Origin of the sequence: Lichenicoccus roseus (assembly GCF_005844085.1) — a bacterium.
In the GTDB taxonomy this organism is placed as follows: domain Bacteria; phylum Pseudomonadota; class Alphaproteobacteria; order Acetobacterales; family Acetobacteraceae; genus Lichenicoccus; species Lichenicoccus roseus.
In genome coordinates, this window is record NZ_VCDI01000002.1 from 337911 (window position 1) to 363697 (window position 25787).

The window sequence follows — 25787 nt, forward strand, 5'->3', positions numbered from 1 at the left end:
GTGCGTCAGGCCGGCGACGCTCGCCCGGTCAAGCCGTGGCTCTCAGACGTGTTCGAGCCGCCCTGATGTCACGGGCCGGCGGCAGCCCGAACATTCGTCCGTATTCGCGGGTGAACTGCGGCACGCTTTCGTAGCCGACCTCGTAGGCCGCGTTGCCGATCGTCACGCCCTCGGCGATGAGCATGCGTCGCGCCTCGATCAGGCGGAGCTGCTTCTGGAACTGCAACGGGGTGAGCAACGTGATCGCCCGGAAATGCTCGTGGAAGGCTGACGCACTCATCCCGGCTGCCTCGGCGAGCACCTCCACACGCAAAGCCCTGGTGTAGTCCGAACGAATGATGGCCACGGCGCGGGCGACACGCTGGGCATAGCTGTCAGTGACGCCGAGTGCTCGTACGGCGCCGCCATGCCGCCCCGACAACAGCCAGAAATGAAGTTCGCGAACGAGCTGGTCCCGAAGCACGGCCAGGGCCGCAGGACGATCGAGCAGACGCATCAGCCGCAGCGCCACGTCGGTCACTTCGGCATCGGTCGCATCGACGCGGACCGGCTGTCCGGACGCGAAGGGGACGGAGCCCATCTCCGTCACCAGCCCCTCGATCACGGTGGGATCCAGGTCCACCACAAGGGAGAAATAGGGAACACCCGCGCTTGCCCTCGTGATCTGGCTGACGGTAGGCACGTCCGTGGTGATCAACAGCGACTCCCCGGCCCCGAAGTCGAAGGTACTGTCGCCCATCGTCACACGCTTGCCGCCCTGGAGAACGATCGCCACCAGCGGCTTGGATACCCCGTACTGCAAGGCGGTCGGCATCGTCTCGCGCAGGACCGTGAGACCTGGAACAGGCGTGGGCGCGACGCCATTGCGGCAATGCGCCGCGGCGTGCCGACGCACGGCATCGAGCAGCATGTGGTTCACGGCGACACCGCAGGACGTTCCATCGCTACAGTGTGGGATGCTACGATCGGGCAATCAACTATTCCTGCATCAGATCGCGGTATTCCAGACAAACCATGCAGCGAAACGATCAAAACGCCTCCGCGCCTGGCAGGATCTCCTCCAGATCGGATTATCGGGCAAGAATGCCGGAGCATTGGGCAATACGGGCTGTCGTCGCGGATGCATAAGGCGGCACCGCAACACTCATCCTGACGGAGCATCCCGATGACCACCATCTCACTCGTGACCGGTGCAAGCCGCGGACTTGGCCGCAACACCGCCCTCAGCATCGCGCGCCACGGCGGTGACGTGATCCTGACCTATCGCAACGGCGCCGGGGAGGCGGACGCCGTCGTCGCCGAGATCGAGGCGCTGGGCCGCAAGGCCGTGGCACTGCAGTTCGACGTCACCAGCATCGCCGGCGCCGGGTCGTTCGCGAAAACCGTCCGCTCCGCACTTCGGGAGACCTGGAGCCGCGACCGCCTCGATCACCTGATCAACAACGCAGGCCAGGGCGAGATGGCGAGCTTCGCCGAGACTACCGAGGCGCAGTTCGACGCCCTGTTTGACACGCATGTGAAGGGCGTGTTCTTCCTCACGCAGGCCCTGCTTCCTGTCCTCGCCGACGGCGGCCGTATCGTGAATCTCTCCTCCGGCCTCACCCGCGTTTCGGTGCCCGGCTTCTCGGCCTATTCCGCGGCCAAGGGCGCAGTCGAGGTGTTGAGCGTCTACCTGGCGAAGGAACTCGGCGCGCGCGGGATCACCGTGAACGTAATCGCCCCCGGCGCAATCGAGACCGATTTCCTGGGTGGTGCGGTGCGCGACATGCCGCAGCTCAACCGCCAGTTCGCAGCCATGACGGCGCTTGGCCGCGTCGGCGTGCCGGACGATATCGGGCCGATGATTGCGAGCCTGCTCGGCGCCGACAACCGCTGGGTCACCGGCCAGCGCATCGAAGTCTCAGGCGGTCAGACCATCTAGAGCAGCATCCGATCAGGCGATCCCATTCGATCGGACTCGGCTGCCCTATCTGACGACAAGCCGAGCCTGATCGATAAGATCAGGCTCCAGGCAGGAAGCCGACCCGGCTTCGTGGCCCGGTAGCACTCTCCCCGTTTCCTCCTCTTCAAGGAGTTTCTTCCAGATGCAGGTTGGCTTTATTGGTCTCGGTGCCATGGGCAGCGCCATGGCACGCAATCTCGCGGCAGCAGGCTACCAGGTCAGAGCCTGGAATCGCTCGGGCGGCTCCATCGAAGGTGTACAGATGGTCGGCTCTGCCGCCGAGGCCTTCGATGCGGACGCCGTCATGACGATGCTGTCCGACGACGATGCCATTCGCAGCGTCGTGCTGGACCGACACCTTCTCGCCGGCGGCCGCGAAGGGATGGTGCATGTCGTAGCCTCTACGATCTCGGTGGCGTTCGCCCGCGAGCTTGTCGCCGCACATCAGGATGCAGGCCGTGGCTACGTCTCGGCGCCAGTGCTCGGCCGCCCGGACGTCGCCACCAAGGGCGAACTCAACATCCTCGCCGGCGGCGACCCGGCATCGATCGACAAGGTGCGTCCCATCCTGGATGTCATCGGCGGCCGCATCTGGGAGATGGGCTCCGATGCCCCGACCGCAAATGCCGCCAAGCTCGCCTGCAACATGATGATCACGATGGCGATCGAGGCGATGGCGGAAGCGGTCGTCCTCACGGAAGCGCATGGCCTTGATCGCAGCGGCTTTTTCGAGCTGATCCTGAACACCCTGTTCGGCAGCCGCGCCTACCAGACCTATTCTGCCAACATCGCGCAGAAGCGATATGAACCGGGCTTCAAGGCGATACTCGGCCTGAAGGATCTCCGGCTTGCGTCCGAGGCCGCCGCGGGCATCGGCCGTGACCTGCCGATGCTCGACGCGGTTCATGGGCGCATGCGCGAGACCGTCGATGCAGGGTACGGCAACGAGGACTGGTCGGCGATGGCGAAATTCACCCTCGATCCCGACAGCCGGCGAGGCGCCTGACGACACGAGGCGGCAGGGCCGCCCGATCTTGCACCACGCTTCGATCCCGGTGCCGACGCCCCGCGACAGCGCCGATCCAGCGAAGCGGCCCGCGTCTGCAAGCGGCGGATGACCCGAGCCGCAGCCTCCGGTTTTCGCCAGGGGCGCCTGGGCGGGCGGCACGGCCCCAGGCAACCCGTGCCGCCGCCGGGCGCTCCGGCTGCTGGGTCGAGGAGGTCCGTTCGATGCAGAAGGTCGCAACGCTGCACATGCTGAAGCAGCTTCGCCCGGTCCGGGTGAAGATCGGCGAAACCGCGATCCTGCTGCTGCGGGACGGGCAGGTGGTGCATGCCTTCGGGGCCGACTGCCCGCATGCCGGCGCTCCGCTCGAAGAGGGCGCGGTCTGCGACGGACGGCTGGTCTGCCCATGGCACAAGGCGAGCTTCGCGATCGCGGATGGCTCGCTGCTGGAACCGCCGGCGCTCGATCCGCTCACCCGCTATCCGGTCGAGATCGCCGATGGCGATGTCCGGGTATCGGACGAGCCCTTGCCGCCGGCGCCGGCGGTGGCGCCGGGACCGGTCGATGCCCGCACCATGCTGGTGCTCGGCGCGGGAGCCGCCGGTACCGCCGCCGTGGCCGCGCTGCGCGAGTTCGGCTTCACCGGCCGCGTCATCCTGGTCGGTGCCGAGGCCGATCCGCCGTACGACCGCACCGCGCTCAGCAAGTTCGTGCTGCAGGGTGCGATGCCGCCGGACGAGGTGGCGCCGTTGCGCGAGAACGAGTTCTGGGAGAGCCACCGCATCGAACGGATCAACGGCGAGGCAGCCGCCCTGGACCAGTCGGCGCGCAACGTCACGCTCACCGACGGCACGGTGCTCGCCTACGACGCCCTGCTGATCGCCACCGGCGGCAAGGCCCGTCCGCTCGATGTGCCGGGTGCCGGCCTGCCCGGGGTGCATCTGTTGCGCTCGCTCGACGATGCACGACGGCTGCTGCCGGCGCTTGAGGGTGGCGCGAGGGTGGTGATCGCCGGCGCCTCCTTCATCGGCCTGGAAGCGGCATCGGCCTTGCGCGAGCGTGGCGTGGCGGTCACCGTGGTGAGCGACAAGGAGACGCCGTTCGAGCGGCAGTTCGGCAGCGAGATCGGTGCCATGTTCCGGCGCCTGCACGAGACGCACGGCGTGGCTTTTGCCTCACCTCGCCGGATCGTGGCAATCGAGGGTGCGGTCCGGGTGCAGGCGGCGATCCTGGATGACGGAACCCGGTTACAGGCCGACGTCGTGCTGACAGGTCTCGGCGTGCGGCCTGCTACCGCGTTTGCGGCGTCGCTCCGACTGTCGCCCGACGGCGGCATCTCGGTCGGGACCGATATGCGAGCCACGGACGGCATCTTCGCAGCCGGCGACGTGACGAGGTTTCCATATGGCAAGCAGGAGGGCGTACGCATCGAGCATTGGCGTGTGGCGCAGCAGCAGGCGCGCATCGCCGCACGCAACATGCTGGGTGGCAACGCGCGCTTCGAGCAGCCGCCGTTCTTCTGGACCTACCATTTCGGCAAGCGGTTCGAGTATCTCGGCCATCCGGAACAATTCGACCGCGTCGAGATCGATGGTGATCTCGAAGAGGGAGTATTCCTGGCCCGCCAGTATGACGGCGCCACCGTCGTCGGCATCGTCGCCTGCCAGCGCGAGGCCGAAACCGCCCTGCTTGCGCATCGCCTCGACGGCGTGCCGGATTGATAGTCAAACGAAACGGGCCCGATCCGGAAGATCAGGCCCGTTTCCTACGGCTGTTTTTCGTCAGGCGACGCGCTTCAGAGACGGCTTCCGCGTCCGCGGCCCATCACCAGGCTGACCACGAACAGGATGAGGAAGATAAAGAACAGGATCTTCGCGATGCCGGCAAAAGTAGCGGCGAACCCGCCGAAGCCAAGCACGGCGCAGACCAGTGCTATGACAAGAAACACCAGGGTCCAGTGAAGCAGTTCCATGACAGCCTCCGTTGCCTCGGGTCGTAACTTATCAGAACTGCGAGAGTTGCTGCCTGCGCCGAATTTACCGCGGCGGCAGCACGTGCCGGTAGTAGTGGTGATGGCGACGATAATGGCGCGGCGGCGGCGGGGGGCGATGATCGCGATCGAACCCAGGGCCAGGTTGCGCCATGGCGGTCTGGCCGACGAGCGGTAGAACGCCCACGGCCAGCGTCGCCAGCAGGGGGAGCGCGAGTGCGCGTTGCATGAATTTGTGCATGAGGGGGTTCAGCTCCCGAAATGGTGCATGGTGACAACGATACGCCCACCGACGTCGCCGATGCGCAACGCGCTCGCATCGAAACCCGGCGGCCCCAATCCTAGCGAGGGATCGCGCGAAAATCCTACATCCTCTTGCGGCATCCCGAAGAAACCGCGCTTGAGGTGCCCGCTATCGTCGACATCCTGATAGACCGCGACGGCATAGGCCCCCGGGGGAATATCGTCGATGGTCGCCGTCACGGTGCCGGGATGGGCCGCAACCACGGCATGGTGGACGCACAGGTCGCCGAGGAATTCCTGCCGGGTGCAGACGCCGATGCGGACATGACCACGTGCATCACGGATATTTCCGACCACGACCTGCAGGCTCGCCGCCTGCGCCACGCCGGCCAGCAATCCGGCGATGACCAGCGCGCCAAGACCCGACTTCAGGGAAACGATCACTCTCAAGGTGGAATTCCCTACTGCATCGGATAGGCGCGGCCGCGCCACGTTGCCGTTCGCCCACGTGCCGCACGCACCAGCGCGTTCCACTGCAGGACCAGCAGCATCGTCACCCCGAACGGGCTGGCCAATACGCTGCGCACATCCTGGCGGTAGCGGAACGCGAGCAACCCGCGCAGTCCCAGGCTCAGCGCGCAGGCCGCCCAGACGACCAGACTTGCCGGGCTCTCGATCAGCAACACGAACGGCAGCACATGACCGCCGCCGAGCAGGATGGTCCAGATCGGCAGCGCCCGCCGCGTCGCCATCCCCTCAGTGGCGTTCTTGCCCAGTCCGTCCCAGACCTCCTGGAACCGCGCATACATCCGGCAACTGGCCAGTCGGGTGGCATCGAACAGGCCGGTGCCGAAGCCTGCGTTGCGGAACGCGCGCGGCAAGGTCAACCCGTCATGCATCGAGGCGCGGATGCGGGCGTGGCCACCGACCCGCTGGTAGGCCTCGCGCCGGGCGATGAACAACTGCCCGCAGCCGGCGGCGAAACCGGCGATGCGGGGATCTCGATCGAGCGCCTGCGGACGGTAGCCGAGCAGCAGCAGATGGATCAGCGGCAGCAGCAGCCACTCCGACCAGCTCCGTGTCACCTGGCGGGGGAAACCACTGGCGAGACCCAGCGCCGGATGGACCTGCATGTAGCCACCCATCCGGGAGAGCGCGTCCGGCGCCAGTCGCACGTCGGCGTCCAGGAACACCATCAGCGGGTGCCGTGCCTCCCGCGCCAGCACGGCGCACGCATGCTGCTTGCCGGACCAGCCGCTCGGCAGGCCTGGCGCATGCAGCACACGCAGCCGTGGATCGTCGATGGCAGCCAGGATTTCCGGGGTCGCATCGGTGGAATCGTCGTCCAGCACCAGCAGCTCGATCGTGCAGCCGGCGCTGGCCAGGACGCAGGCGACCGCCTCGCCGATATTGGTGGCCTCGTTGCGGGCCGGGATCAGCACCGAGATCTCCAGCGGCAGCTGTGCAAGGCCGGGGCGGCGGATGAGCCCGAGATTGCTCAGTGCCACCAGCATCGGCAGGGTCGCAAGGCCGAGCGACAGGTTGCCCAGCATCATCAGGGTGTTCAAGCCTCCTCCTCGTGCGCCGGAGAGAACGGCCTTCCGGCCAGCAGGGCACGCAGCCGGCGATACAGGTCGTATGGTAGCGATACCCCGTTCCGGCCACGCAGCACGCGCTGGAAGCGAGCGCTGTCCCGGCTCATGGCGTCGAGCGCCAGCGCATCCATTTCCGCCGAGAGTGCGCCCTGCAGCCGCAACGTCCACTCCGCAGTTCGCAGGCCGGCATCGGCGACCATCGGCGTGCCGAATCGGATCATCGCTTCCGGGCGGCTTTCGTTCCAGAACCCGTATTCGATTGCCAGTGGCACCAGCAGCGCGTCCGGCATGGAGCGGGCGAGATGCGCGATCCCCGGACGCAGGGTGATAGGCCGGCTGCGAGGGTCGGTGAAGCCACCCTCGGCGGTGATCCAGACCATCCCCCGCCCGGCCGGACCGCGGCTGCGGGTAAGCACGTCCCGGCTGACCTGCAGGAAGCGGCGGGCGCCCTGCAGCGACGATTTCTCGATGCCGAACACGCCGAGGCGCTGGAAGAAACCGTAGCGTTCGAGCGACGCCGCATCCATCGGGCCGAAGCAGGGCCGGCCGCGGAACATCTGGTCGGTAACCAGGATGAACAGCGCCGGATCCCACCAGGACGGGTGATTGCTGTACACGATGACCGGTTGCTGCGGCGGCCAAGCCGGCAAGGCGCCGGACAACCGCACGGCATGGAAGCTGCGGGAAAAGCTGAAGCGCAAATAGGAGGCGAATAGCCGGAACAGCGGCTCCGACCGCAGCGCGACCGGATCGCTCCCAGACGCCATCAGCTGCCCTGGCGCACCAGGGCAGGCTGGCTGGCCGGAGTTCCAGCCGATCGCTTGCGACCGAACCGGCTTCCGGTGGCGACCGCCGATCCCGAATTGGACCTGGCGTCGGTATCGAGCGCGTCCGCTGCGATCCAGCCCGACATCATCACCATCGGCATGCCGGGACCAGGATGCGCGGCGCCCCCGGCGAGATACAGGCCAGGCACCTCGCGCGACCGGTTGCCGGGCTTGAACGCCCCCATGAAGCGGCCGTGGCTGGCGAGCCCGTAGATGGCGCCGTCCAACACGCGATAGCGCTCGTGGATATCCGCAGGCGTCAGCACCCGCTCGGTGCGGATCCGGCTTTCGAGATCGGTCAGGCCGGCAGTACGTGCCAGCTTGTCGAAGATCACCCGGCGATAGGCCGGCAGCATCTGCGACCAGTCATGGTGCGGACGCAGGTAGGGTGCATGCACCAGGATGTAGAGCGCGTCACCGCCGGGCGGGGCGACCGCTGCCTCGGTGCGCGCGGGTGCCGCGATATAGCAGGTCGGATCGGGAGCCGGTTCGCCCTTGTGGTAGATGTAGTCGAACTCCTCCTTCGGATCGCGCGAGAAGACGAAGTCGTGGTGCGCCAGATGCTCGTACGCACGGTCGAGGCCGAGATACAGCACCACACCGGAGCAGGCTGCCTCACGCGACTTGCGCCCGGTGAAGCGGCGATCCGCCTCGCCACCGATCAATTCGCGATAGGTGCGCACGCTGTCCATGTTCGACACCACGGCGCGCAAGGACACCGTCTCGCCTGCTTCGGTGACCACGCCGGTGACCGGGGCATCACGGCCATCATGCTCGCGCACGATGCGTGCGATGCCGGTATCGGGGCGGATGTCCACGCCGAGCCGCTCGGCCAGCGCGGTCAGCGCCTCCGGCACCGCGCGGGTGCCACCGATCGGATACCAGACGCCTTCCTGTGTCTGCATGTGGCCGATGCTGCTCAGCACGGCGGGCGCCAGATACGGCGACGAACCGACATACTGCACGAAATGATCCAGCATCTGCGCGACACGGGGGTCCGGCACCCGCTTGCGTATCTCGCGCGCCACGGTCGAGCCCATGCGCAGGCTCAGCACATCCTTGAGCGTCTTGATGTCGAAGTTCTTGCGAAAATCGAGCGTGTCTCCGATGTCCTGCACCGAGCGCCAGAAGAAGAACTTCTTGCTGACCTCGTGCAGGTTCTCGCTCATCGCGAGGAAGTCGCCGTAGCCCTTCTCGGATTGCGGCGAATACTGCCGCAGCCGGGCCGCCATCTGGCGTGGATCCTGATCGAGATCGAGCACGCTGCCATCTTCGAAGAAGCAGCGCCACTGCGGATCGATGCGGCGAAGATCGAGATGATCGCTCATGCGTTCGCCGGCCTCGGCGAAGATACGCTCCAGCACCGACGGCACCGTCAGGATGGTCGGGCCCATGTCGAAGCGGTAGCCCTGGTCGCTATGCACGGCGGCCTTGCCGCCGAGCCACGGGTTCTTGTCGAACAGCACGACCTTGTGCCCACGTGCCGCCAGCGTACAGGCAGCCGAGAGACCGCCGAGGCCGGCGCCGATCACTCCGACCGGGCCGGACGACGCACGAGAGAGGCTCAAAGCGGGTTCCTTTCTGCGAGCGCCTCGACCGGGGAGGCGGCGGCGGGACGATCGGACCAGGTCATTTCGGTGTTTACCTGCCTGAGACCGATATCATCGGCAAGCAGGCGGGCACTGATGCGGGCACCTTCGAAGATCACCGGCAGGCCGCTGCCCGGATGGGTGCCACCGCCCACCAGATACACGCCGTCGAGATCCTCGAAGCGGTTATGCGGCCGGAAATTCAGCATCTGGGGCAACGAATGCGCGAGATTGAAAACCGCGCCGCGATGAACGTCGAGATCGGCTTCCCAGTCGGTAGGGGTGATGACCTTCTCGAACAGGATACGGTCCTCGATGTCCGGCAAACCGGCATCGCGCAGCCGTTTCAGCGCCAGCGCCCGGTAGCGCGCGCGCTCTGCGTCGCTCCAGTCGAGCCCACCCTCGCGGGTATGGCCGACCGGCACCAGGACATACAGGGTGGAGCAGCCGGGCGGTGCCAGCGCCGGATCGGTGACGCAGGCGTTCTGCATGTAGAAGGACGGAACCTGTGGCGCGATGCGGCCCTCGTTGATTTCCCGGAAGTTCTGCTCGTAGTCACGCGACAGGAAGATCGTGTGGTGAGCGACGTCGGGCAGGGTGCCGCGTATGCCCAGGTACAGCATGAAGGTGGAGCATGACAGCTGCTTGCGTGCGATGCGGCGGTTGGTCCAGCGCCGGCGCTTCGCATCCGGCACCAGGTTCGTCATGCTGGCAAGGAAGTCGGCGTTGAGCACCACGGCGTCGGACTTGTTGACACCGGCATCGGTGCGTAGCCCGGTGACGCGGCGGCCTTCGATCAGCAGTTCTCGCACCGGCTCGTTCATCCGGAAGCGTACCCCCATCTGGCGCGCCGCGTCCGCCATGGCGCGCATCACCGCACCGGTGCCGCCACGCGGATGGAATATGCCGAACTCGTATTCCATGAAGGCCAGGATGGTGAACAGGCTCGGGCAGCGATACGGCGACATGCCGAGGTATTTGCTCTGGAACGAGAAGCCGAGCCGGACGCGCGGGTCCGAAAAGAAGCTCTTCAGGTCGCGGTCGACCGAGCGGCCCGGGCGCAACAGCGGCAAGGCACGCAGCATGTCCGGCCTCAGCAGGTCGCGCCAGCTGCCGAACGGACGCTGCAGCACCGGCCGGAAGGCCTCCAGCTTGGCGCGGTTGTCGGCCAGGAAGGCCGGGATGGCGGCGGCGTCGTGCTCCGAGATGGTGGCGACCGATCGCTGCAACGCCTCGATGTCGCTGGTCGCGGTCATGCGCGGCCCGTTCTCGAACAGCAGGTCGTAGTGCGACCCCAGCCGGATCAGCTCGACGCTGTCCTCCAGCGAGCGGCCGCACTCGGCGAAGATGTCCGAAAGGATGCGCGGGTACAGAAAGAAGGTCGGTCCGATATCGAAATGGAACCGGCCTTGCGGCGATGCTCCTTCGACGGTGCCGGAGCGGCCGCCGACCTGCGCGTGTCGTTCGTAGACCGTGACGTCGGCGCCCGCGTTGGCCAGCAGCATCGCGCTGGCAAGGCCTCCGGGTCCGGCTCCGATGATCGATACGGCCCTGCTCATTGCCGCCTGCTCATCGGTGCGAAGGCTCCGTCATCTCTCCCGCTCTCCAGTTCATCGGGCCTGCAACAGCTTTGTGGCATCTTTCGTTCCAACGCGGCAGTGGCCATGTTTTCGTGTGGACAAGGAAGCAGCCCGGACCATGGCCGGCCCTTGCAACCGTCCGTCCGTATGTCCAAGAGAGCAGGGTGAACGCATCGTCCTCCCCAGCGGACCCCCGGGCCGGCGCTTCGCCCGACTTCCGCTCGATCTACCGGCACGGCTTCGTACGGGTTGCGGCCTGCACCCTGCCGGTCAGCCTCGCCGATCCTGCCGCCAACGCCGAGGCGACGGCGGCGCTGGCCAGGCAATGCGGCGGGCAGGGCGCCGCCGTCGCGGTGTTCCCGGAACTCGGCCTGTCCGGCTACACCATAGAGGATCTGCGCCAGCAGGACGCCGTGCTCGACGCGGTCGAGGCGGCGATCGAAAGCCTGCGGGTGCATTCGGTAGGGTTCCTGCCGCTGATCCTGGTCGGTGCACCGTTGCGCGGCGACGGCGCCCTGTTCAACTGCGCGGTCGCCATCCATCGCGGACGCGTCCTCGGCGTGGTGCCGAAATCCTACTTGCCGAACTATCGCGAGTTCTACGAGGCCCGGCAATTCGCCGCCGGTGCCGGCCTCGCCGGCGGCAGCATCCGGCTCGGGGGGGCGGACGTGCCGTTCGGCACCGACCTGCTGTTCGAGGCCGGGGACGTCGCCGGCCTGGTCGTGCACGCGGAGATCTGCGAGGACCTCTGGGTGCCGGTGCCGCCGAGCAGCCTCGCCGCACTGTCCGGCGCCACGGTGGCCTGCAACCTGTCGGCAAGCAACATCACCGTCGGCAAGGCGGAAATGCGCCGCCTGCTGTGCCAGGCGCAGTCCGCGCGCGGGTTGTGCGCCTATCTCTACGCCGCCGCCGGAGAGGGCGAGAGCACCACCGACGTCGCCTGGGACGGCCAGGTCTCGATCTTCGAAGCCGGCGCCCCGCTGGCCGAGACCGAGCGCTTCCCGGCTGGCCCGCGCACCGCGATCGCGGACATCGATCTCGACCTGCTGCGGCAGGAGCGCGCCCGCATGGGAACATTCGAGCAGAACCGCTGGGGCGAGCGGCACCGCCGGGGCGGGAGCGGGGATGCGCCCTATCGCCGCATCGGCTTCACGCTTGAGCCGCCGACCGGGGATATCGGCTTCCATCGGCCCATCGAGCGGTTCCCGTTCGTACCCTCGGACGCCGCCCGGCTGCACCAGGACTGCTTCGAGGCGTACAACATCCAGGTCTCCGGCCTGGAACAGCGGCTGCGCGCCACCGGCATGCGGCGGCTGGTGATCGGGGTGTCGGGCGGCCTGGATTCGACGCAGGCGCTGATCGTAGCGGCCCGGGCGATGGATCGGCTCGGCCTGCCGCGCACCAGCATCCTCGGCTACACGATGCCCGGCTTCGGGACCAGCGACGGCACCCGGAACAACGCCATGGCGCTGATGCAGGCGCTCGGCGTGGCGCACGCGGTGCTCGACATCCGGCCGTCCGCGCGGCTGATGCTCGAGCAGATGGACCACCCCTTCGCCCGTGGCGAGCCGGTCTACGACGTCACCTTCGAGAACGTGCAGGCCGGGCTGCGGACCGACTACCTGTTCCGCCTCGCCAACCAGCATGACGGGCTGGTGCTCGGCACCGGCGACCTGTCGGAGCTTGCGCTGGGCTGGTGCACCTACGGCGTCGGCGACCAGATGTCGCACTACAACGTCAATGCCGGCGTGCCCAAGACGCTGATCCAGCACCTGATCCGCTGGTCGATCGCCACCGGGCAGTTCGAGCCGCCGGCGCTGCACGTGCTGGGCTTGATCCTGGACACCGAGATCTCGCCCGAGCTGGTGCCGGCCGGCGAAGATGCCGTGCTGCAAAGCACCGAGCAGAAGATCGGGCCGTACGCGCTGCAGGATTTCAACCTGTTCTATACGCTGCGCTACGGCTTCCGGCCCTCCAAGGTTGCTTTCCTGGCCTGGCGGGCCTGGGGCGATGCAGCGCTCGGCCATTGGCCGGCGGGATACCCCGACGACCGCCGGCGCGACTTCACGCTCGGCGAGATCCGTCACTGGCTCGAACTCTTCCTGCGCCGGTATTTCGGGTTCAGCCAGTTCAAGCGCTCGGCGATGCCGAACGGGCCCAAGCTGTCCACCGGCGGGTCGCTGTCGCCGCGAGGTGACTGGCGGGCGCCTTCGGACGGCAATGCCCGGGTCTGGCTCGAGGAACTGGCGCGCAACGTTCCGGAGGTCCTGTCCGGCGGCGAGGGGTCCTACGAGGCAACCAGCGAGACCAGCTCGGAGTAGGGTGGCAGCATCGGGTCGGCGGTATAGAGGCGCGCCGGCTCGGTCATTGCCTGCGCCACCAGCAGGCGATCGAACGGGTCTCGATGCAGTGGTGGCAGGCTCGCGACCAGCGCCGCCGCCGCCGGCCGCACCGGCAGTCCGGTGAAGCCGGTGCGACGGGCTCCGTCGACGATGGCCTCCGGCGCCACCTTGAAGTCGAAGCGTCCAAGCGCCGTCTTGATGGCGATCTCCCAGATGCTGGCCGCGCTGAACAGCACCTCGTTGCCGGTGTCGGCGATGAGGTCGCGGGTGCCGCGGTCCAGGCGACCCGGCTCGCCGAGGGCCAAGAGCAGCAGGTGGGTGTCGAGCAGCATTCGCACGGGCGTCGGTCCTTCCGGTGCTACTCGAAGGTGGCGAGCACGTCGTTCGGCAGTGGCGCATCCAACCCTGCCGGCACCGTCAGCAACCCGGCGAGGCATCCGGGTTCGCGACGGGCTCCGGGCGGTGCCGCGTCGAAGCGCACCAGCCGCGCCACCGGCTTGCCGGCACGCGCGATGACGATCTCCTCGCCGGCGGCTGCCTGCTCGACGAGCCGGGAGAACTGCGTCTCGGCGGCATGGATGTTGAGCGTCTGCATGGTCGGCCCCGGACTAAGCTGGCCCGCGGACCAAGTCGGACCGCGGACTGAGTCGGACCAGATTCACCTGGTTCAATTTGTGCAGGCCACATATCTGCCGGGGCCACGGCGTCGGAGCAGGCCCGACGCCGCCACCTGCTTCCCCGTTTACTGCGCCGGCGGCGGGCTGCCACCCGGACCACCGTCCGGCACGTCGCCGGGACCGTCCGGCGGTGGCGGCATCGGGGTGGCGATGGTTGTCAGATGGTCGGCGGTGGGTCCGATCGCCCGCGCAGCCATCACCCGTCCGAGGCCGTTCACTAGCAAGTCGCCACGCGCGGTGATCGTCTGCCCCGGCTTCAGCTGGTCGGACAGCCGGTCGGCTTCCGGCGGCGGCAGGTGCAATTCGGTGCCGTCCTGCAGCAGGACGCCGTTGAGGTCGGCACGCGGACCGTGCAGCTGCTGCTTGACGACGCCGGTGATGGTCGATTGCGGACCCATCGCCTCCGGACCGCCGGGCGGCGGCGGACCGCCGGGGCCACGCATGCCGGGACCAGGACCAGGACCAGGGCCAGGGCCAGGACCAGGGCCACCGGGCGGACCGTTATCGGTGATGATGGCGCCGCCATGGTCGGCCTTGATCGCCATCGCCTGCACCAGCGGGAGCATGCGCGCCTTCAGGCCCTGGATCGTCACCTTGTCGCCGGGGCGGATCGCAGCGGCGACCTGGGTGCCGAGGTGGGGCGGGAAATGCACCTCGGTGCCATCGGCCAGCAGCAGACCGTCGATATCGCCGCGCGGCGTGAGGTCGTACTGCGACACCGTGCCGCGGAAGGTGGGGAGCTGGCCGTAATCATAGCCACCCTCCCGGGAGACGACCTGTGCCGCCGCGATGGTGGCAGCGCCGCAGAGCAGGGTCACCGCGAGCGGCGCCAGATGGGACTTCTTGGTCATGAAGCTGGTCCTTGTGGTTCCGGAGCACGACTGCGCCCCTCGACACTCCTGTTCCAAGCCTTGTGCCATCGGCCAAGCCATTGAAAAAGAACGCGAAGGACGCGGACAGTGTGGCTTCCGAGCGTCCGGCATCCGGTCGGGCCGTCCGGTATCCGGACGGCGTCAGCCGGCGTCTAGCCCGTAGCGGCGCAGCTTGGTGTGCAGCAGCTGCCGGTGGATCCCGAGGCGCCGTGCCGCCTCGGTCCGGTTGCCATGACTGTCCGCCAGCGCACGCCGGATCATCGCCGTCTCGAGCCGGCTGACCGCCTGGTCAAGGGTCTCCCCGGGGCCAGGCTCGGCGTCGTCACGCGCAGCTCCCTTCCCTGCGCCGAGGAAGGCGATATCCGACGCGTCGACCTCCCGCTGCCGGACCATGGCGGTGACCCGCTGCATGGCATTCTGCAGCTCGCGCACGTTGCCGGGCCAGCCGTGCGCCAGCAGGCGCCGGCTGGCCGCGTCGCCGAGCCGGCGGGGCGATGCGGGATCGGCGAGGCGCAGGAAATGCCGGGCCAGCAGCGGAATGTCGGCGCTGCGCTCGCGCAGGGCGGGCAGGTGCAGCGGCACCACGCCCAGGCGGTAGAACAGGTCCTCGCGGAAGCGGCCCCCGGCGACCCGGGAGGCCAGGTCACGATGGGTCGCCGACAGGATGCGCACGTCGACCGGCACCGGCCGCCCGCCGACCGGCAGCACGACGCGCTCCTGCAGCGCGCGCAGCAGCTTGGCCTGCATGACCAGGTCCATGTCGCCGATCTCGTCGAGGAACAGCGTGCCGCCATCGGCTTCCCGGAACGAGCCGGGCCGGTCCGACACCGCGCCGGTGAAGGCGCCCCGCACATGGCCGAACAGCTGGCTCTCCAGCAGCTCGGCCGGGATCGCGGCGCAGTTGACCGCGACGAAAGGCTTGCGGCGGCGACGGCCGTGCGCGTGGATCGAATGCGCCACCACCTCCTTGCCGGTTCCGGTCTCGCCGGTGATCAGCACGCTGGCGTCGCTGTCGGCGAGCAGCCCGATCGCCTTCTGCACCTCGCGCCATTGCGGCGAGGCGCCGACCAGCGTCTCCGGCTCGCGCGCCGCCTGCTCCGCGTCCGCCGGCGCTGTCGCGGTGGCCGATCGCAGCAATCGTCCCAGCAGGGTCGCCAGCGCATCGCGCCCGACCGGCTTGGTCAGGTGGTCGATGGCGCCAAGCCGGATCGCCTCGATGGTGTTGGCGGCGGTGGCGTGCGCGGTCAGCACCCCGACCGGCGGTGGCGACGCCAGGGCGCGAATGCGGGCCAGCACCTCCAGCCCGCCGAGGCCCGGCATGCGCAGGTCGAGCAGCACCGCATCGATGCCGCCGCCGGCGATGCGGACGAGCCCGGCCTCGCCATGCGCAGCCGTCTCCGGCTGGTGGCCGAGATCCTCGATCGTCTCCGCCAGGCTCTCGCGCAGCGCCGCATCGTCGTCGATCACCAGCACGCGGCTCATGTGCTCACGACCCTGGTCCTAAGGCCTGGCATCGGCCAGCAGCAGCAGGCTGAAGACCGCGCCCTCCGCGCCGTTCCGTCTGGTTTCTCTTGCCGAAGCCTGGACCAGACCCAGCTCGGCGCCGTCCGCTGCGGCCAGCTCACGCGCGATGGCCAGGCCGAGGCCGGTGCCATCCGGCCGCTCGCCGGCGAACGGCTCGAACAACCGGTCCGGCAGCATCGAGGCTGCCACCCCGGGACCGTCATCGCTTACGGTGAAGCGCAGTCCCGCCGGCTCCTGCAGCGCCGCCAGCCGCACGGTGCCCCCCGGCGGACTGTGCTGGACGGCATTCAGCAGCAGGTTGTCCAGGGCCCGGCCGATCAGCCCGTCATCCATCGGCCAGTCCACGCCGGGTGGCGGCGGATCGGCGGCAAGTTCCACCTGGCTGCTCTCGGCGAGGTCGCGCAGCCCGGCCAGCCGCTCCTGCATGAACGCCGCCACCGGCACCGGCCGGCGTCGCGGCTGGCGTCGCTCGGCCATGGTCAGCAGTTCGGTGACCAGCCCATCGATGCGGGCGACCTGCTGCAGCGCGGCCTGTAGTGCGCGGTCCTTCAGCGACGGGTCGCGGCGGGCGGCCTCGCCATGCAGGGCGTTCTCCGCACGCAGCCGCATCGAGGCCAGCGGATTGCGTATCTCGTGCGCGATGCCTGCAGCCATGCGCCCCAGCAGCGCCTGCCGCTCGGCCACCGCGACGCGCTCGCTGAGGGCGGCATTGCGCTGCCGGGCGGCTTCCAGGCGTCGCCCGGCATCGTTGAGGGCACTGACGATGCGGTCGAGCTCGCGCTCGCCGGTGGGCGCCAGCACCGGCAGCGCCTCGACATCGTGCCTTTGCAGCGCAACCTCGATGCCGTGTATGCGCCGGCTCCAGCCGATGGTGATCCAGACCAGCCAGCCGGCGATGCCGAGCACAAGCACCGCCAGCCCGGCAAGACCGAGTCCGAGCCGGTCGCGCCCTGTCGAGGGCGGGCGGGTGGCGGTCCAGGCGGCAAAGCCCGGGAACGGGCCGGCCAGGGGACAGGCAGCCACCAGCGTGTCATCGCCGGATCGGCCGCGGACGCTGGCAGTGCGTTCGCCGGACACCGCAAGCTCGGCGGCTCTCGCGACCTGCGCGGCATCCGGCCGATCGTTGCCGGCGATGCGGGCCGCCAGCACGCCGCGTTCGCGCAGCCAGAAGCCGCCCGAGACACCCGACTGGCCTGCCAGGGCAGCGGCCAGCACGGCATCGAGGTCGTGCCGGGTCGCGCTGGACCCGGCATCGTCGCCGCTCCATCCGGTAGCATAGAAGGCAAAGCTGTCGTGGATCAGGTCGCAGGCATGGCTGAGCTCGGCGCCGGCCCGCGCCCGCATGGCGGTTTCCGAGTTGCGTGCCAGCTGGACAAGCAGGGTGCCGACCAGCAGCGCCACCAGCGTCGCCAGCAGCCACAGCGTCCACAGCCTGGCCCGCAGGGAGTGCATGCGGGCGGGCGGCGTCAGGAGGCGGAGGCGAACTTCTTCGCGAACGCGGAGAACCGGTGGCGTCGCATCTCGCTGCGCGCCTTCGGACCCTCGGCCATGTAGTTCAGCTGGATCGCATAGCGACGGCCGACATATTGCCGGTGGCCGTGCCAGGTGTTGGCGCCGTTTGGGAACACCAGCAGGGTGCCGTTCACCGGCGGCACCTCGACGGCATAGTCCTCGAGGTCGGTGCCGCTGCGCAGCAGGCGCAGGCAGCCTTCGCGACGCGCCCAGCTCTTGCTTTCCGGGTTCAGGTACAGCAGCACGGTCACCCGCTTGGCGACGGAGTCGCGATGGATGCGGCCATCCTTCTCGCGCGTCCGGCCACGCAGCGTCAGCATCGTCGGGCTGTGGCCAAGATCGAGCCCGAACTTCGAGGCGATGCCGTCGCGCAGGCGTGGACCCTCGAGCTCATCGACCAGGGCTCGGACGATCGGCTGCAGGCGCAGCGAGGAGGGCGGGAACGAGCCGCCGCTCGACATCGCTGGCAGCTCCGAAACGATCCGGCGCAGCGTCTCGTCCGGCACGAAGCCGGGCACGACGACGTGCGCGAATGGGTCGTTCGCCACCGGTGTGGCCAGCAGCGCATCGTAGCGCAGATCGAGGAGGTCGGTCTTGAGCATGGCCTGGTGCGGATCCCTGGTGCTTGCGGGGACGTAGAGCCGTGCGGCCGCCGCTTCAAGCCGTGTCGCAGGATGGTCCCCCTCCCGCAGGCGCTCCTAGCTGTGCCAGCGCTGGCCGGGGCGCACCACCGTGCTGGTGGAGAGGAACTGCGCGCAGACGATCTGGCCGTCGCAGCAGGGCAACACACCCTGCTGGGGTGCGGCCTCGTGCAGATGGTAGGCGACCCTGGATAATGTCCTGCCGCCGCTCTCGCAGGTGAAATGCGGCCGCTCGATGGTCATGCGCAGGCCTTCCCCGGGAGTCGCGGCCATGGCGCCACCCGGGCCCGACAGCATGACGGCGGTAAAGCCGGCAAGGCAGAGGCTGAAGCGGGCGGAATGGAAAAGCGACATCTGTACGTCGGCCCTGATTGAGACAATTCCGTAATGGATGGGGTGGGCCAAGGGTTACCTGATCGCGATTCAGTGACAGCGGCGCACAGCGATCGTTGATCCCGCCACCGCCGACCGCTATTGCCGCCGGATGAGCTCCAAGCTGTCGCCGACGGAGATGCCCGAGACCCAGGCGGTGGCGGCGGGTCCGCTGGCTGCCTATCGCCAGCGCGTCGCCGACGGCCAGCTTGCAGCCGATCCGGAGCAGCAGCGTGCCGCCGCCCGGCTGGACCAGCTGTTCGAGGAGCTGCGGACCTATCCCGCCGCCCATGCCGCCCGGCGTGGCCTGCGCGGGTTGTTCGGACGGGCCAGCCGCACCGCCGCCCGTCCGCGCGGGGTCTACCTGGTCGGCGATGTGGGACGCGGCAAGTCGATGCTGATGGACCTGTTCTTCGAGGTGGCGCCGGTGCGCCGCAAGCAGCGCATCCACTTCCATCGCTTCATGCAGGACGCGCATCGCCGGCTGCATGCGATGAAGCGTGCCGACCCGTCGCTCACCGATCCGATCCCGCCGCTGGCGCAGGCGATCAGCACCGACGCCATCCTGCTCTGCTTCGACGAGTTCCAGGTCAACGACATCACCGACGCGATGATCCTTGGCCGGCTGTTCGACGCGTTGTTCGAGCGCGGGGTGGTGGTGGTGGCGACCTCGAACACCCGCCCTGAGGATCTGTTCCAGGGCCGCCCCGGCAGCGACGCCTTCAGGCCCTTCATCGCCACCATCCGGCGCGAGATGGACACCGTGCTGCTGGACAGCCCGCGCGACTACCGGCGAGGCGGCCTGCGCGGCATGGCTACCTGGCACGTGCCCGCCGATGCGCGCGCGGAGCTGCGGCTGGATGCGGCCTTCGACCAGCTGGCGGAGGATGCCGTCGCCGGACCCGAGACGCTGACGGTGATGGGGCGCCCGTTCGTGGTGCCGCTGGCCGCCGGCGGCGTCGCCCGCTTCGATTTCGAGACGCTGTGCGATCGACCGCTCGGCGCCGGTGACTACCTGGCGCTTGCCTCGCGCTACCCGGCGCTGGTGATCGACGGCGTGCCGCGGCTCGGGCCGGAGAATTTCGACGTCGCGCGCCGCTTCATCGTCCTGGTCGACGCCCTCTATGAGCAGAAGGTGAAGCTGGTGGCTTCCGCCGCCGACCGCCCCGACCGCATCTTCCAGCGCGGCGAGGGCGCCAAGGCGTTCGAGCGTACCGCCTCGCGCCTGGAGGAGATGCAGAGCCAGGCATACCTGGATCTGCCTCATCTGCCCTGAGGGGGGCCAGGCATACCCGGATCTGCCTCATCTGCCCTGAGGGGGGCCAGGCATACCCGGATCTGCCTCACCTGCCTTGAAGGGGGGGCAGGCGTACCTGGATGTGTCTCATCTGCCCTGAGGGGGACGTCCGCGGGTCTTGCCGACTTTATGAAGCGGGACTAGCAAGCAGCCGCATTGCAAGCGTGTCGGCGCTGCTCTCCCGCGCGCCTGGAACCAACCTCCTGAGGGAAGCCCAATGGCCCGCAACAAGATCGCGCTGATCGGCGCCGGCAACATCGGTGGCACGCTCGCCCACCTCATCGGCCTGAAGGAGCTGGGCGACGTCGTCCTGTTCGACGTGTTCGGCGGCGTCGCGGCCGGCAAGGCGCTGGATCTGGCCCAGTCCTCCCCGGTCGACGGCTTCGATGCCACGCTGACCGGCGGTTCGGACTATGCAGCCATCAAGGGCGCCGACGTGGTGATCGTGACCGCCGGCTTCCCGCGAATGCCGGGGATGTCGCGCGACGACCTGCTCGCCAAGAACGCCGAGGTGATCGGGCAGGTGGCGGACGGCATCAAGGCGCACGCGCCGGACGCCTTCGTGATCGTCATCACCAACCCGCTCGACGTCATGGTCGCGGTCATGCAGGAGAAGTCCGGCCTGCCGGCGCACAAGGTGGTCGGCATGGCCGGCGTACTCGACAGCTCGCGCTTCCGGCTGTTCCTGGCGCAGGAGTTCGGCGTCTCGGTCGAGGATGTCACCGCCTTCGTGCTGGGTGGCCACGGCGACACCATGGTGCCGCTGACCCGCTACTCGACGGTGGCCGGCATCCCGGTGCCCGACCTGATCCGCATGGGCTGGACCACCCAGGAGAAGATCGACGCCATCGTGACCCGCACCGCCAACGGCGGCGGCGAGATCGTCAAGCTGCTCGAGCGCGGCTCGGCGTTCTACGCGCCAGCGGCCTCGGCGGTGGCGATGGCCGAGAGCTACCTGCGCGACAAGAAGCGGGTGCTGCCCTGCGCGGTGAAGCTGTCCGGCGAGTACGGCCAGACCGACTTCTACGTCGGCGTGCCGGTGGTGATCGGCGCCGGCGGCGTCGAGCGCATCATCGAGGTGAAGCTGGAGCCGGCCGAGCAGGCGGCATTCGATGCCTCCTGCGAGGCGGTCAAGAAATTGCTGGCCGACTTCCGCAAGATCGGCGCCTGAACCAGCACGGATCCTGCCGGCTCCTGCTGGCCGGATCCTGCGTGCTTGCAGACGATGCCGTCCTGCCAACCTGAAGCTCGAACCCCGACCTGGCGGCATGCTGACGCCAGCGTCCATGCGCTGACAGCATGCCTGCCACGGGTGAATGCACGCGACGGTAGTGTGATCACGGTATTATCTCTTCCGCACGGTTCCGGACCGGCGCGACCAGCGCGCCGGGCGCGTTGCTAGGAGTTCTTCATGGCGGGCATCGATATCCTCGCTTCGGCTTTCAGCGGCGGAAATGCCGCCTACCTGGCCGATCTCTACGCAAGGTGGGTCGAGGATCCGGACAGCGTCGATCCCAGCTATGTCGACCTGTTTGCGGCCCTCGGCGAGGAAGGCCTGGCGATCGCCAAGGATGCCTCCGGAGCCTCCTGGGCACCGCGGCACTTCGAGGTCGAGCCCGCGGCGGCCCGGCCGATGCCGGCGCCGGTCAAGGACGATGCCGCGCCGAAGCCCGGGGACGCAAAGGCGGGGGGCACGCCGTCCGCCGAGGCAGTGCGCGCCGCCGCCGACGACAGCCTGCGCGCCATGCAGATGATCCGCGCCTACCGGGTGCGTGGCCATCTGGAGGCCCGACTCGATCCGCTCGGCCTGCAGATCCCCAAGCAGCATGCCGATCTCAATCCGGCGACTTACGGTTTCGGGCCGGACGATTTCGACCGGCCGATCTATCTCGGCCACGCCATGTCCAACCTGCTCGGCGGCGAGACCGCCACCATGCGCGAGGTGCTGGCGGCGATCCGGCACACCTATTGCGGCCCGGTCGGCGTCGAGTTCGCCCATGTGCAGGACCCCGCACAGCGCGACTGGATCCAGGAGCGCATCGAGGGTGGCCGCTGGCGGGACATGTATTCCGCCGAGCAGAAGAACGAGATCCTGCGCCAGCTCACCGAGGCGGAGGGCTTCGAGGCGTTCTGCCAGAAGCGCTATGTCGGCACCAAGCGGTTCGGGCTCGAGGGCGGCGAGGTCGCCATCCCGGCGCTGCAGGCGATCATCGACGAGGCGGCGCATGACGGCGTGCGCTCGATCACCATCGGCATGCCGCACCGTGGCCGGCTCAACACGCTCGCCAACATCGTGCGCAAGCCGTACACCGCGATCTTCAGCGAGTTCGGCGGCGCGTCGTTCAAGCCCGACGACGTGCAGGGCTCCGGCGACGTGAAGTACCATCTCGGCACTTCGGTCGATGTCGAGATCGCCGGCCACAAGGTGCACATCTCGCTGCAGCCGAACCCGTCGCACCTGGAAGCGGTCGATCCGGTGGTGGTCGGCAAGGTGCGCGCCTACCAGGACATGTCGGGCGACACCGCCACGCGCCGGTCGGCGATGGGCATCCTGATGCATGGGGACGCGGCATTCGCCGGCCAGGGCCTGGTCTACGAGACGATGGCGATGAGCCAGCTCATCGGCTACCGCACGGGTGGCACCATCCACCTCATCGTCAACAACCAGATCGGCTTCACCACGGTCTCCGCGCATGCCTATTCCGGCATGTACTGCACCGACATCGCGAAAGCGGTGCAGTCGCCGATCCTGCACGTGAACGGCGACGAGCCCGAGGCGGTGGTGTTCTGCGCCCGCCTGTGCACCGAATTCCGGCAGCGCTTCGCCACCGACATCGTGCTCGATATCGTGTGCTACCGCCGCTACGGCCATAACGAGAGCGACGAGCCGGCCTTCACCCAGCCGACCATGTACAAGGCGATCCGGGCGCGGCCGACCAGCCGCACGCTGTATGCCGAGCGACTGGTGCGCGAGGGGGCGATCTCCGCCGAGGATGCCGCGGCGCAGTGGGAGGCCTTCCAGGCGAAGCTCGAGGACTCCTTCAAGGCGGCCAAATCCTATCGGCCCAACAAGGCGGACTGGCTGGAGGGCAGCTGGTCCGGCATGAAGCAGCCGCTGGTGCACCAGCCAGGCGAGAACGGCCACGAGGAGCTGACCGGCGTCTCCCGCGACGTGCTCGACGAGGTCGGGCAGGCGCTGTCGCTGGTGCCGGCGGATTTCGACGCCAACCCCAAGATCGTGCGCCAGATCGAGGCCAAGGGTGCGATGTTCGCCTCCGGGCAGGGCATCGACTGGGCCACCGGCGAGGCGCTGGCATTCGGCTCGCTGATGGTCGAGGGCCACCGGGTGCGGCTGTCCGGCGAGGATTGCCAGCGCGGCACCTTCAGCCATCGCCATGCGGTGCTGATCGACCAGTCCAACCAGAACGAATACGTGCCGCTGAACAATATTGGCCCCGACCAGGCCGGCATCGAGATCTACAACTCGCTGCTGTCGGAGTTCGGCGTGCTCGGCTTCGAGTACGGCTACTCGCTGGCCGACCCGCGCACCCTGGTGCTGTGGGAGGCGCAGTTCGGTGACTTCGCCAACGGCGCGCAGGTCATCATCGACCAGTTCATCGCCTCCGGCGAGACCAAGTGGCTGCGCATGTCCGGCCTGGTGATGCTGCTGCCGCATGGCTACGAGGGCCAGGGTCCGGAGCATTCGTCTGCCCGGCTGGAGCGCTACCTGCAGCTCTGCGCCGAGGACAACATGCATGTCTGCAACGTCACCACGCCGGCGAACTACTTCCACGCCCTGCGCCGGCAGCTCAAGCGCAACTACCGCAAGCCGCTGATCATGATGACGCCGAAGTCGCTGCTGCGGCACAAGCTGGCGGTGAGCGCGGTGGCCGACATGGCCGATGGCACGCATTTCCTGCCGGTGATCGGCGAGACCGACACCATCGCGGCGCCGGAGCAGGTGACCCGCGTCGTGATCTGCTCGGGCAAGGTCTACTACGACCTGCTGGCCGAGCGCCGCGAGCAGAAGGCCGACACCGTGGCGCTGCTGCGGCTGGAGCAGATCTATCCGTTCAGCGACTACGAGCTCGGCGAGGCGCTGAAGCCGTACGCGAACGCGAAGGTGATCTGGTGCCAGGAGGAGCCCGAGAACATGGGGTCGTGGTCGTTCCTGGACCGGCGCATCGAGGCGGTGCTCGCCGCCATCGGCCACAAGTCGACGCGGCCGGTCTATGTCGGCCGCCGGGGTGCTGCCAGCCCCGCGACCGGGCTCGCGCGCACCCATGCCAGCGAGCAGGCGGCGCTGGTGCGCGAGGCGCTGGGTCTCGACGGGGCATCCGCCTGAGCGCAGATTGACCCGAACAGCACCGTGGGGCCTTCCAGTCCCCGACCAGCAGATCCTGCCCGGAAAGCCGCAGGAACGTCCGCATGACGCCCAGGCCGGGGCGCCTGCAAAGACCGAAGGAAGCGCATGTCTGCCGAGATCAAGGTTCCGACGCTGGGTGAGAGCGTCACGAGCGCAACCGTATCGCGCTGGCTGAAGCAGCCCGGCGACGCCGTCAGCACGGACGAGGCGGTGGTCGAGCTCGAGACCGACAAGGTCAGCGTCGAGGTCGCGGCGCCGGAATCCGGTGTGCTCGGCGCCCATGCGGTGGACGAGGGCGGCGAGGTCGAGGTCGGCTCGCTGCTGACCACGGTCGAGGGCAGCTCCGGCGCGAAGCCCACCGGCCAGGCGGCTCCGGCTCAGGCTCCGGCCGAACCCGCTCCGGCGCCCGCCGCGGCACAGAAGCCGGCGCGCGAGGCTGCCAACCCCTCGGGCGGGGTCAATCCGCCGCCGCGCACCAGTGGCCCGGTTTCCCGTCCGGCGACGCCACCGGCCGATGTCGCCGGCCATGCTCCGCTGCCGTCCGCCGCCAAGCTGATGACCGAGCGCAGCGTGAGGTCCGGCGATGTCGGCGAGGGTACCGGCAAGGACGGCCGCATCACCAAGGGCGACGTGCTCGCCTTCCTGGAGCGTCCGGCGGCACCGGCGGCGAAGACCGCTCCGGCGCCGGCTGCCGCGCGCGCCGACGATCCGCGCGAGGAGCGGGTCAAGATGACCCGGCTGCGCAAGACCATCGCCGGCCGGCTCAAGGATGCGCAGAACACCGCAGCAATCCTCACCACCTTCAACGAGGTGGACATGAGTGCGGCGATGGCGATGCGCGCCGAGTATCGCGAGGCGTTCGAGAAGAAGCACAACGGCGCACGGCTCGGCTTCATGTCGATCTTCGTGCGCGCCTGCATCGCGGGCCTGCGCGAGTTTCCGGCGGTCAATGCCGAGATCGCCGGCGACGACGTGATCTATCGCAATTTCGTGCACATGGGCATCGCCGTCGGTGGCGCCAACGGACTGGTGGTGCCGGTGCTGCGCGACGCCGACCAGATGGGCTTCGCTGCGATCGAGCGCGGCATTGCGAGCTTCGGCAAGCGGGCGCGCGACGGCCAGCTCAAGCTCGACGAGCTGACCGGTGGCACCTTCTCGATCACCAACGGCGGCATCTACGGCTCGCTGATGTCGACGCCGATCCTGAACCCACCGCAATCGGCGATCCTGGGCATGCACAAGATCCAGGACCGGCCGATCGCGGTGGCCGGACAGGTGGTGATCCGGCCGATGATGTACCTGGCCCTTTCGTACGATCACCGCATCGTCGACGGCAAGGAAGCGGTCAGCTTCCTCGTGCGTGTCAAGGAAGGTGTGGAGGATCCGCGCCGGCTGCTGCTGGAGATCTAGCG

Annotated in this window: 23 protein-coding genes; 8 read left to right on the plus strand and 15 right to left on the minus strand. The window is 68.5% G+C overall.

The annotated features are described in order from the left end of the window. Window positions 1-28: 28 nt before the first annotated feature. Window positions 29-910: an AraC family transcriptional regulator gene (locus FE263_RS06890; protein ID WP_138325682.1), complete on the minus strand. Its 882-nt coding sequence runs from the start codon at window positions 908-910 to the stop codon at window positions 29-31. A gap of 255 nt (window positions 911-1165) precedes the next feature. Here FE263_RS06890 and FE263_RS06895 point away from each other — a divergent pair, with 255 nt between their 5' ends. The 3 genes from FE263_RS06895 to FE263_RS06905 all read left to right on the plus strand — a co-directional run bounded on the left by FE263_RS06895 (window position 1166) and on the right by FE263_RS06905 (window position 4669). Continuing rightward, window positions 1166-1921, plus strand: coding sequence for an SDR family NAD(P)-dependent oxidoreductase (locus FE263_RS06895; RefSeq protein WP_138325228.1), 756 nt, complete (start codon window positions 1166-1168; stop codon window positions 1919-1921). 73 nt (window positions 1922-1994) lie between these two features. Then, the gene (locus FE263_RS06900) at window positions 1995-2948 is read left to right on the plus strand and encodes an NAD(P)-dependent oxidoreductase (RefSeq protein ID WP_276611180.1); all 954 of its coding nucleotides are present in this window, start codon (window positions 1995-1997) and stop codon (window positions 2946-2948) included. Window positions 2949-3172: 224 nt separating this feature from the next. Next, window positions 3173-4669 carry an FAD-dependent oxidoreductase gene (locus FE263_RS06905; protein ID WP_138325231.1) on the plus strand — a complete coding sequence of 499 codons (1497 nt, stop codon included), beginning with the start codon at window positions 3173-3175 and terminating at the stop codon, window positions 4667-4669. A 74-nt stretch (window positions 4670-4743) separates the two neighbouring features. Here the strand turns inward: FE263_RS06905 and FE263_RS06910 are convergent, their stop codons facing one another. The 7 genes from FE263_RS06910 to FE263_RS06940 form a co-directional block, all read right to left on the minus strand. Continuing rightward, the gene (locus tag FE263_RS06910) at window positions 4744-4920 is read right to left on the minus strand and encodes a DUF1328 domain-containing protein (protein WP_138325232.1); all 177 of its coding nucleotides are present in this window, start codon (window positions 4918-4920) and stop codon (window positions 4744-4746) included. A gap of 64 nt (window positions 4921-4984) precedes the next feature. Next, window positions 4985-5167, minus strand: a complete 183-nt coding sequence (locus tag FE263_RS06915; protein WP_138325233.1) for a hypothetical protein — start codon at window positions 5165-5167, stop codon at window positions 4985-4987. A 20-nt stretch (window positions 5168-5187) separates the two neighbouring features. Further along, window positions 5188-5625, minus strand: coding sequence for a DUF2141 domain-containing protein (locus FE263_RS06920; protein WP_240759275.1), 438 nt, complete (start codon window positions 5623-5625; stop codon window positions 5188-5190). Between the two features lie 17 nt (window positions 5626-5642). Then, window positions 5643-6749 carry a glycosyltransferase gene (locus FE263_RS06925; protein WP_240759132.1) on the minus strand — a complete coding sequence of 369 codons (1107 nt, stop codon included), beginning with the start codon at window positions 6747-6749 and terminating at the stop codon, window positions 5643-5645. Next, on the minus strand, window positions 6746-7543 hold the full coding sequence (locus FE263_RS06930) for a lysophospholipid acyltransferase family protein (protein ID WP_138325235.1): 798 nt from the start codon (window positions 7541-7543) through the stop codon (window positions 6746-6748). The genes FE263_RS06925 and FE263_RS06930 overlap by 4 nt, the downstream gene beginning before the upstream one ends. Beyond that, a complete protein-coding gene (locus tag FE263_RS06935; RefSeq protein ID WP_138325236.1) occupies window positions 7543-9171 on the minus strand; it encodes a phytoene desaturase family protein in 1629 nt (542 codons plus the stop codon). The genes FE263_RS06930 and FE263_RS06935 overlap by 1 nt, the downstream gene beginning before the upstream one ends. After that, window positions 9168-10751: a phytoene desaturase family protein gene (locus FE263_RS06940; RefSeq protein WP_138325237.1), complete on the minus strand. Its 1584-nt coding sequence runs from the start codon at window positions 10749-10751 to the stop codon at window positions 9168-9170. The genes FE263_RS06935 and FE263_RS06940 overlap by 4 nt, the downstream gene beginning before the upstream one ends. Before the next feature lie 185 nt (window positions 10752-10936). Between FE263_RS06940 and FE263_RS06945 the strand changes: the two genes are divergently transcribed. Then, window positions 10937-13093 (plus strand): NAD(+) synthase, encoded by a 2157-nt coding sequence (locus tag FE263_RS06945; protein ID WP_138325238.1) that lies wholly within the window; start codon window positions 10937-10939, stop codon window positions 13091-13093. Here the strand turns inward: FE263_RS06945 and FE263_RS06950 are convergent. The 7 genes from FE263_RS06950 to FE263_RS06980 all read right to left on the minus strand — a co-directional run bounded on the left by FE263_RS06950 (window position 13060) and on the right by FE263_RS06980 (window position 18694). Next, the gene (locus FE263_RS06950; RefSeq protein ID WP_240759277.1) at window positions 13060-13446 is read right to left on the minus strand and encodes a type II toxin-antitoxin system VapC family toxin; all 387 of its coding nucleotides are present in this window, start codon (window positions 13444-13446) and stop codon (window positions 13060-13062) included. The genes FE263_RS06945 and FE263_RS06950 overlap by 34 nt on opposite strands. A 26-nt stretch (window positions 13447-13472) precedes the next feature. Then, the gene (locus tag FE263_RS06955; RefSeq protein ID WP_138325240.1) at window positions 13473-13709 is read right to left on the minus strand and encodes a type II toxin-antitoxin system Phd/YefM family antitoxin; all 237 of its coding nucleotides are present in this window, start codon (window positions 13707-13709) and stop codon (window positions 13473-13475) included. Between the two features lie 147 nt (window positions 13710-13856). After that, window positions 13857-14642: a hypothetical protein gene (locus FE263_RS06960; protein WP_138325241.1), complete on the minus strand. Its 786-nt coding sequence runs from the start codon at window positions 14640-14642 to the stop codon at window positions 13857-13859. A gap of 162 nt (window positions 14643-14804) precedes the next feature. Then, a complete protein-coding gene (locus tag FE263_RS06965; protein ID WP_138325242.1) occupies window positions 14805-16145 on the minus strand; it encodes a sigma-54-dependent transcriptional regulator in 1341 nt (446 codons plus the stop codon). 18 nt (window positions 16146-16163) lie between these two features. Continuing rightward, window positions 16164-17639: a sensor histidine kinase gene (locus FE263_RS06970; protein ID WP_138325243.1), complete on the minus strand. Its 1476-nt coding sequence runs from the start codon at window positions 17637-17639 to the stop codon at window positions 16164-16166. A 14-nt stretch (window positions 17640-17653) separates the two neighbouring features. Further along, window positions 17654-18301, minus strand: a complete 648-nt coding sequence (locus FE263_RS06975) for a 2OG-Fe(II) oxygenase family protein (RefSeq protein ID WP_138325244.1) — start codon at window positions 18299-18301, stop codon at window positions 17654-17656. Between the two features lie 96 nt (window positions 18302-18397). Next, the gene (locus FE263_RS06980) at window positions 18398-18694 is read right to left on the minus strand and encodes a hypothetical protein (RefSeq protein WP_138325245.1); all 297 of its coding nucleotides are present in this window, start codon (window positions 18692-18694) and stop codon (window positions 18398-18400) included. 130 nt (window positions 18695-18824) lie between these two features. Here FE263_RS06980 and zapE point away from each other — a divergent pair, with 130 nt between their 5' ends. From zapE to odhB, 4 genes are all read left to right on the plus strand, one after another. Continuing rightward, on the plus strand, window positions 18825-19988 hold the full coding sequence (gene zapE / locus FE263_RS06985) for a cell division protein ZapE (protein WP_138325246.1): 1164 nt from the start codon (window positions 18825-18827) through the stop codon (window positions 19986-19988). 238 nt (window positions 19989-20226) lie between these two features. Further along, complete coding sequence (gene mdh / locus FE263_RS06990) at window positions 20227-21180, plus strand: malate dehydrogenase (RefSeq protein ID WP_138325247.1); 954 nt, start codon at window positions 20227-20229, stop codon at window positions 21178-21180. Window positions 21181-21420: 240 nt separating this feature from the next. Then, a complete protein-coding gene (locus tag FE263_RS06995; RefSeq protein ID WP_138325248.1) occupies window positions 21421-24354 on the plus strand; it encodes a 2-oxoglutarate dehydrogenase E1 component in 2934 nt (977 codons plus the stop codon). Between the two features lie 126 nt (window positions 24355-24480). Continuing rightward, window positions 24481-25785 carry a 2-oxoglutarate dehydrogenase complex dihydrolipoyllysine-residue succinyltransferase gene (gene odhB, locus FE263_RS07000; protein WP_138325249.1) on the plus strand — a complete coding sequence of 435 codons (1305 nt, stop codon included), beginning with the start codon at window positions 24481-24483 and terminating at the stop codon, window positions 25783-25785. Window positions 25786-25787 lie beyond the last annotated feature (2 nt).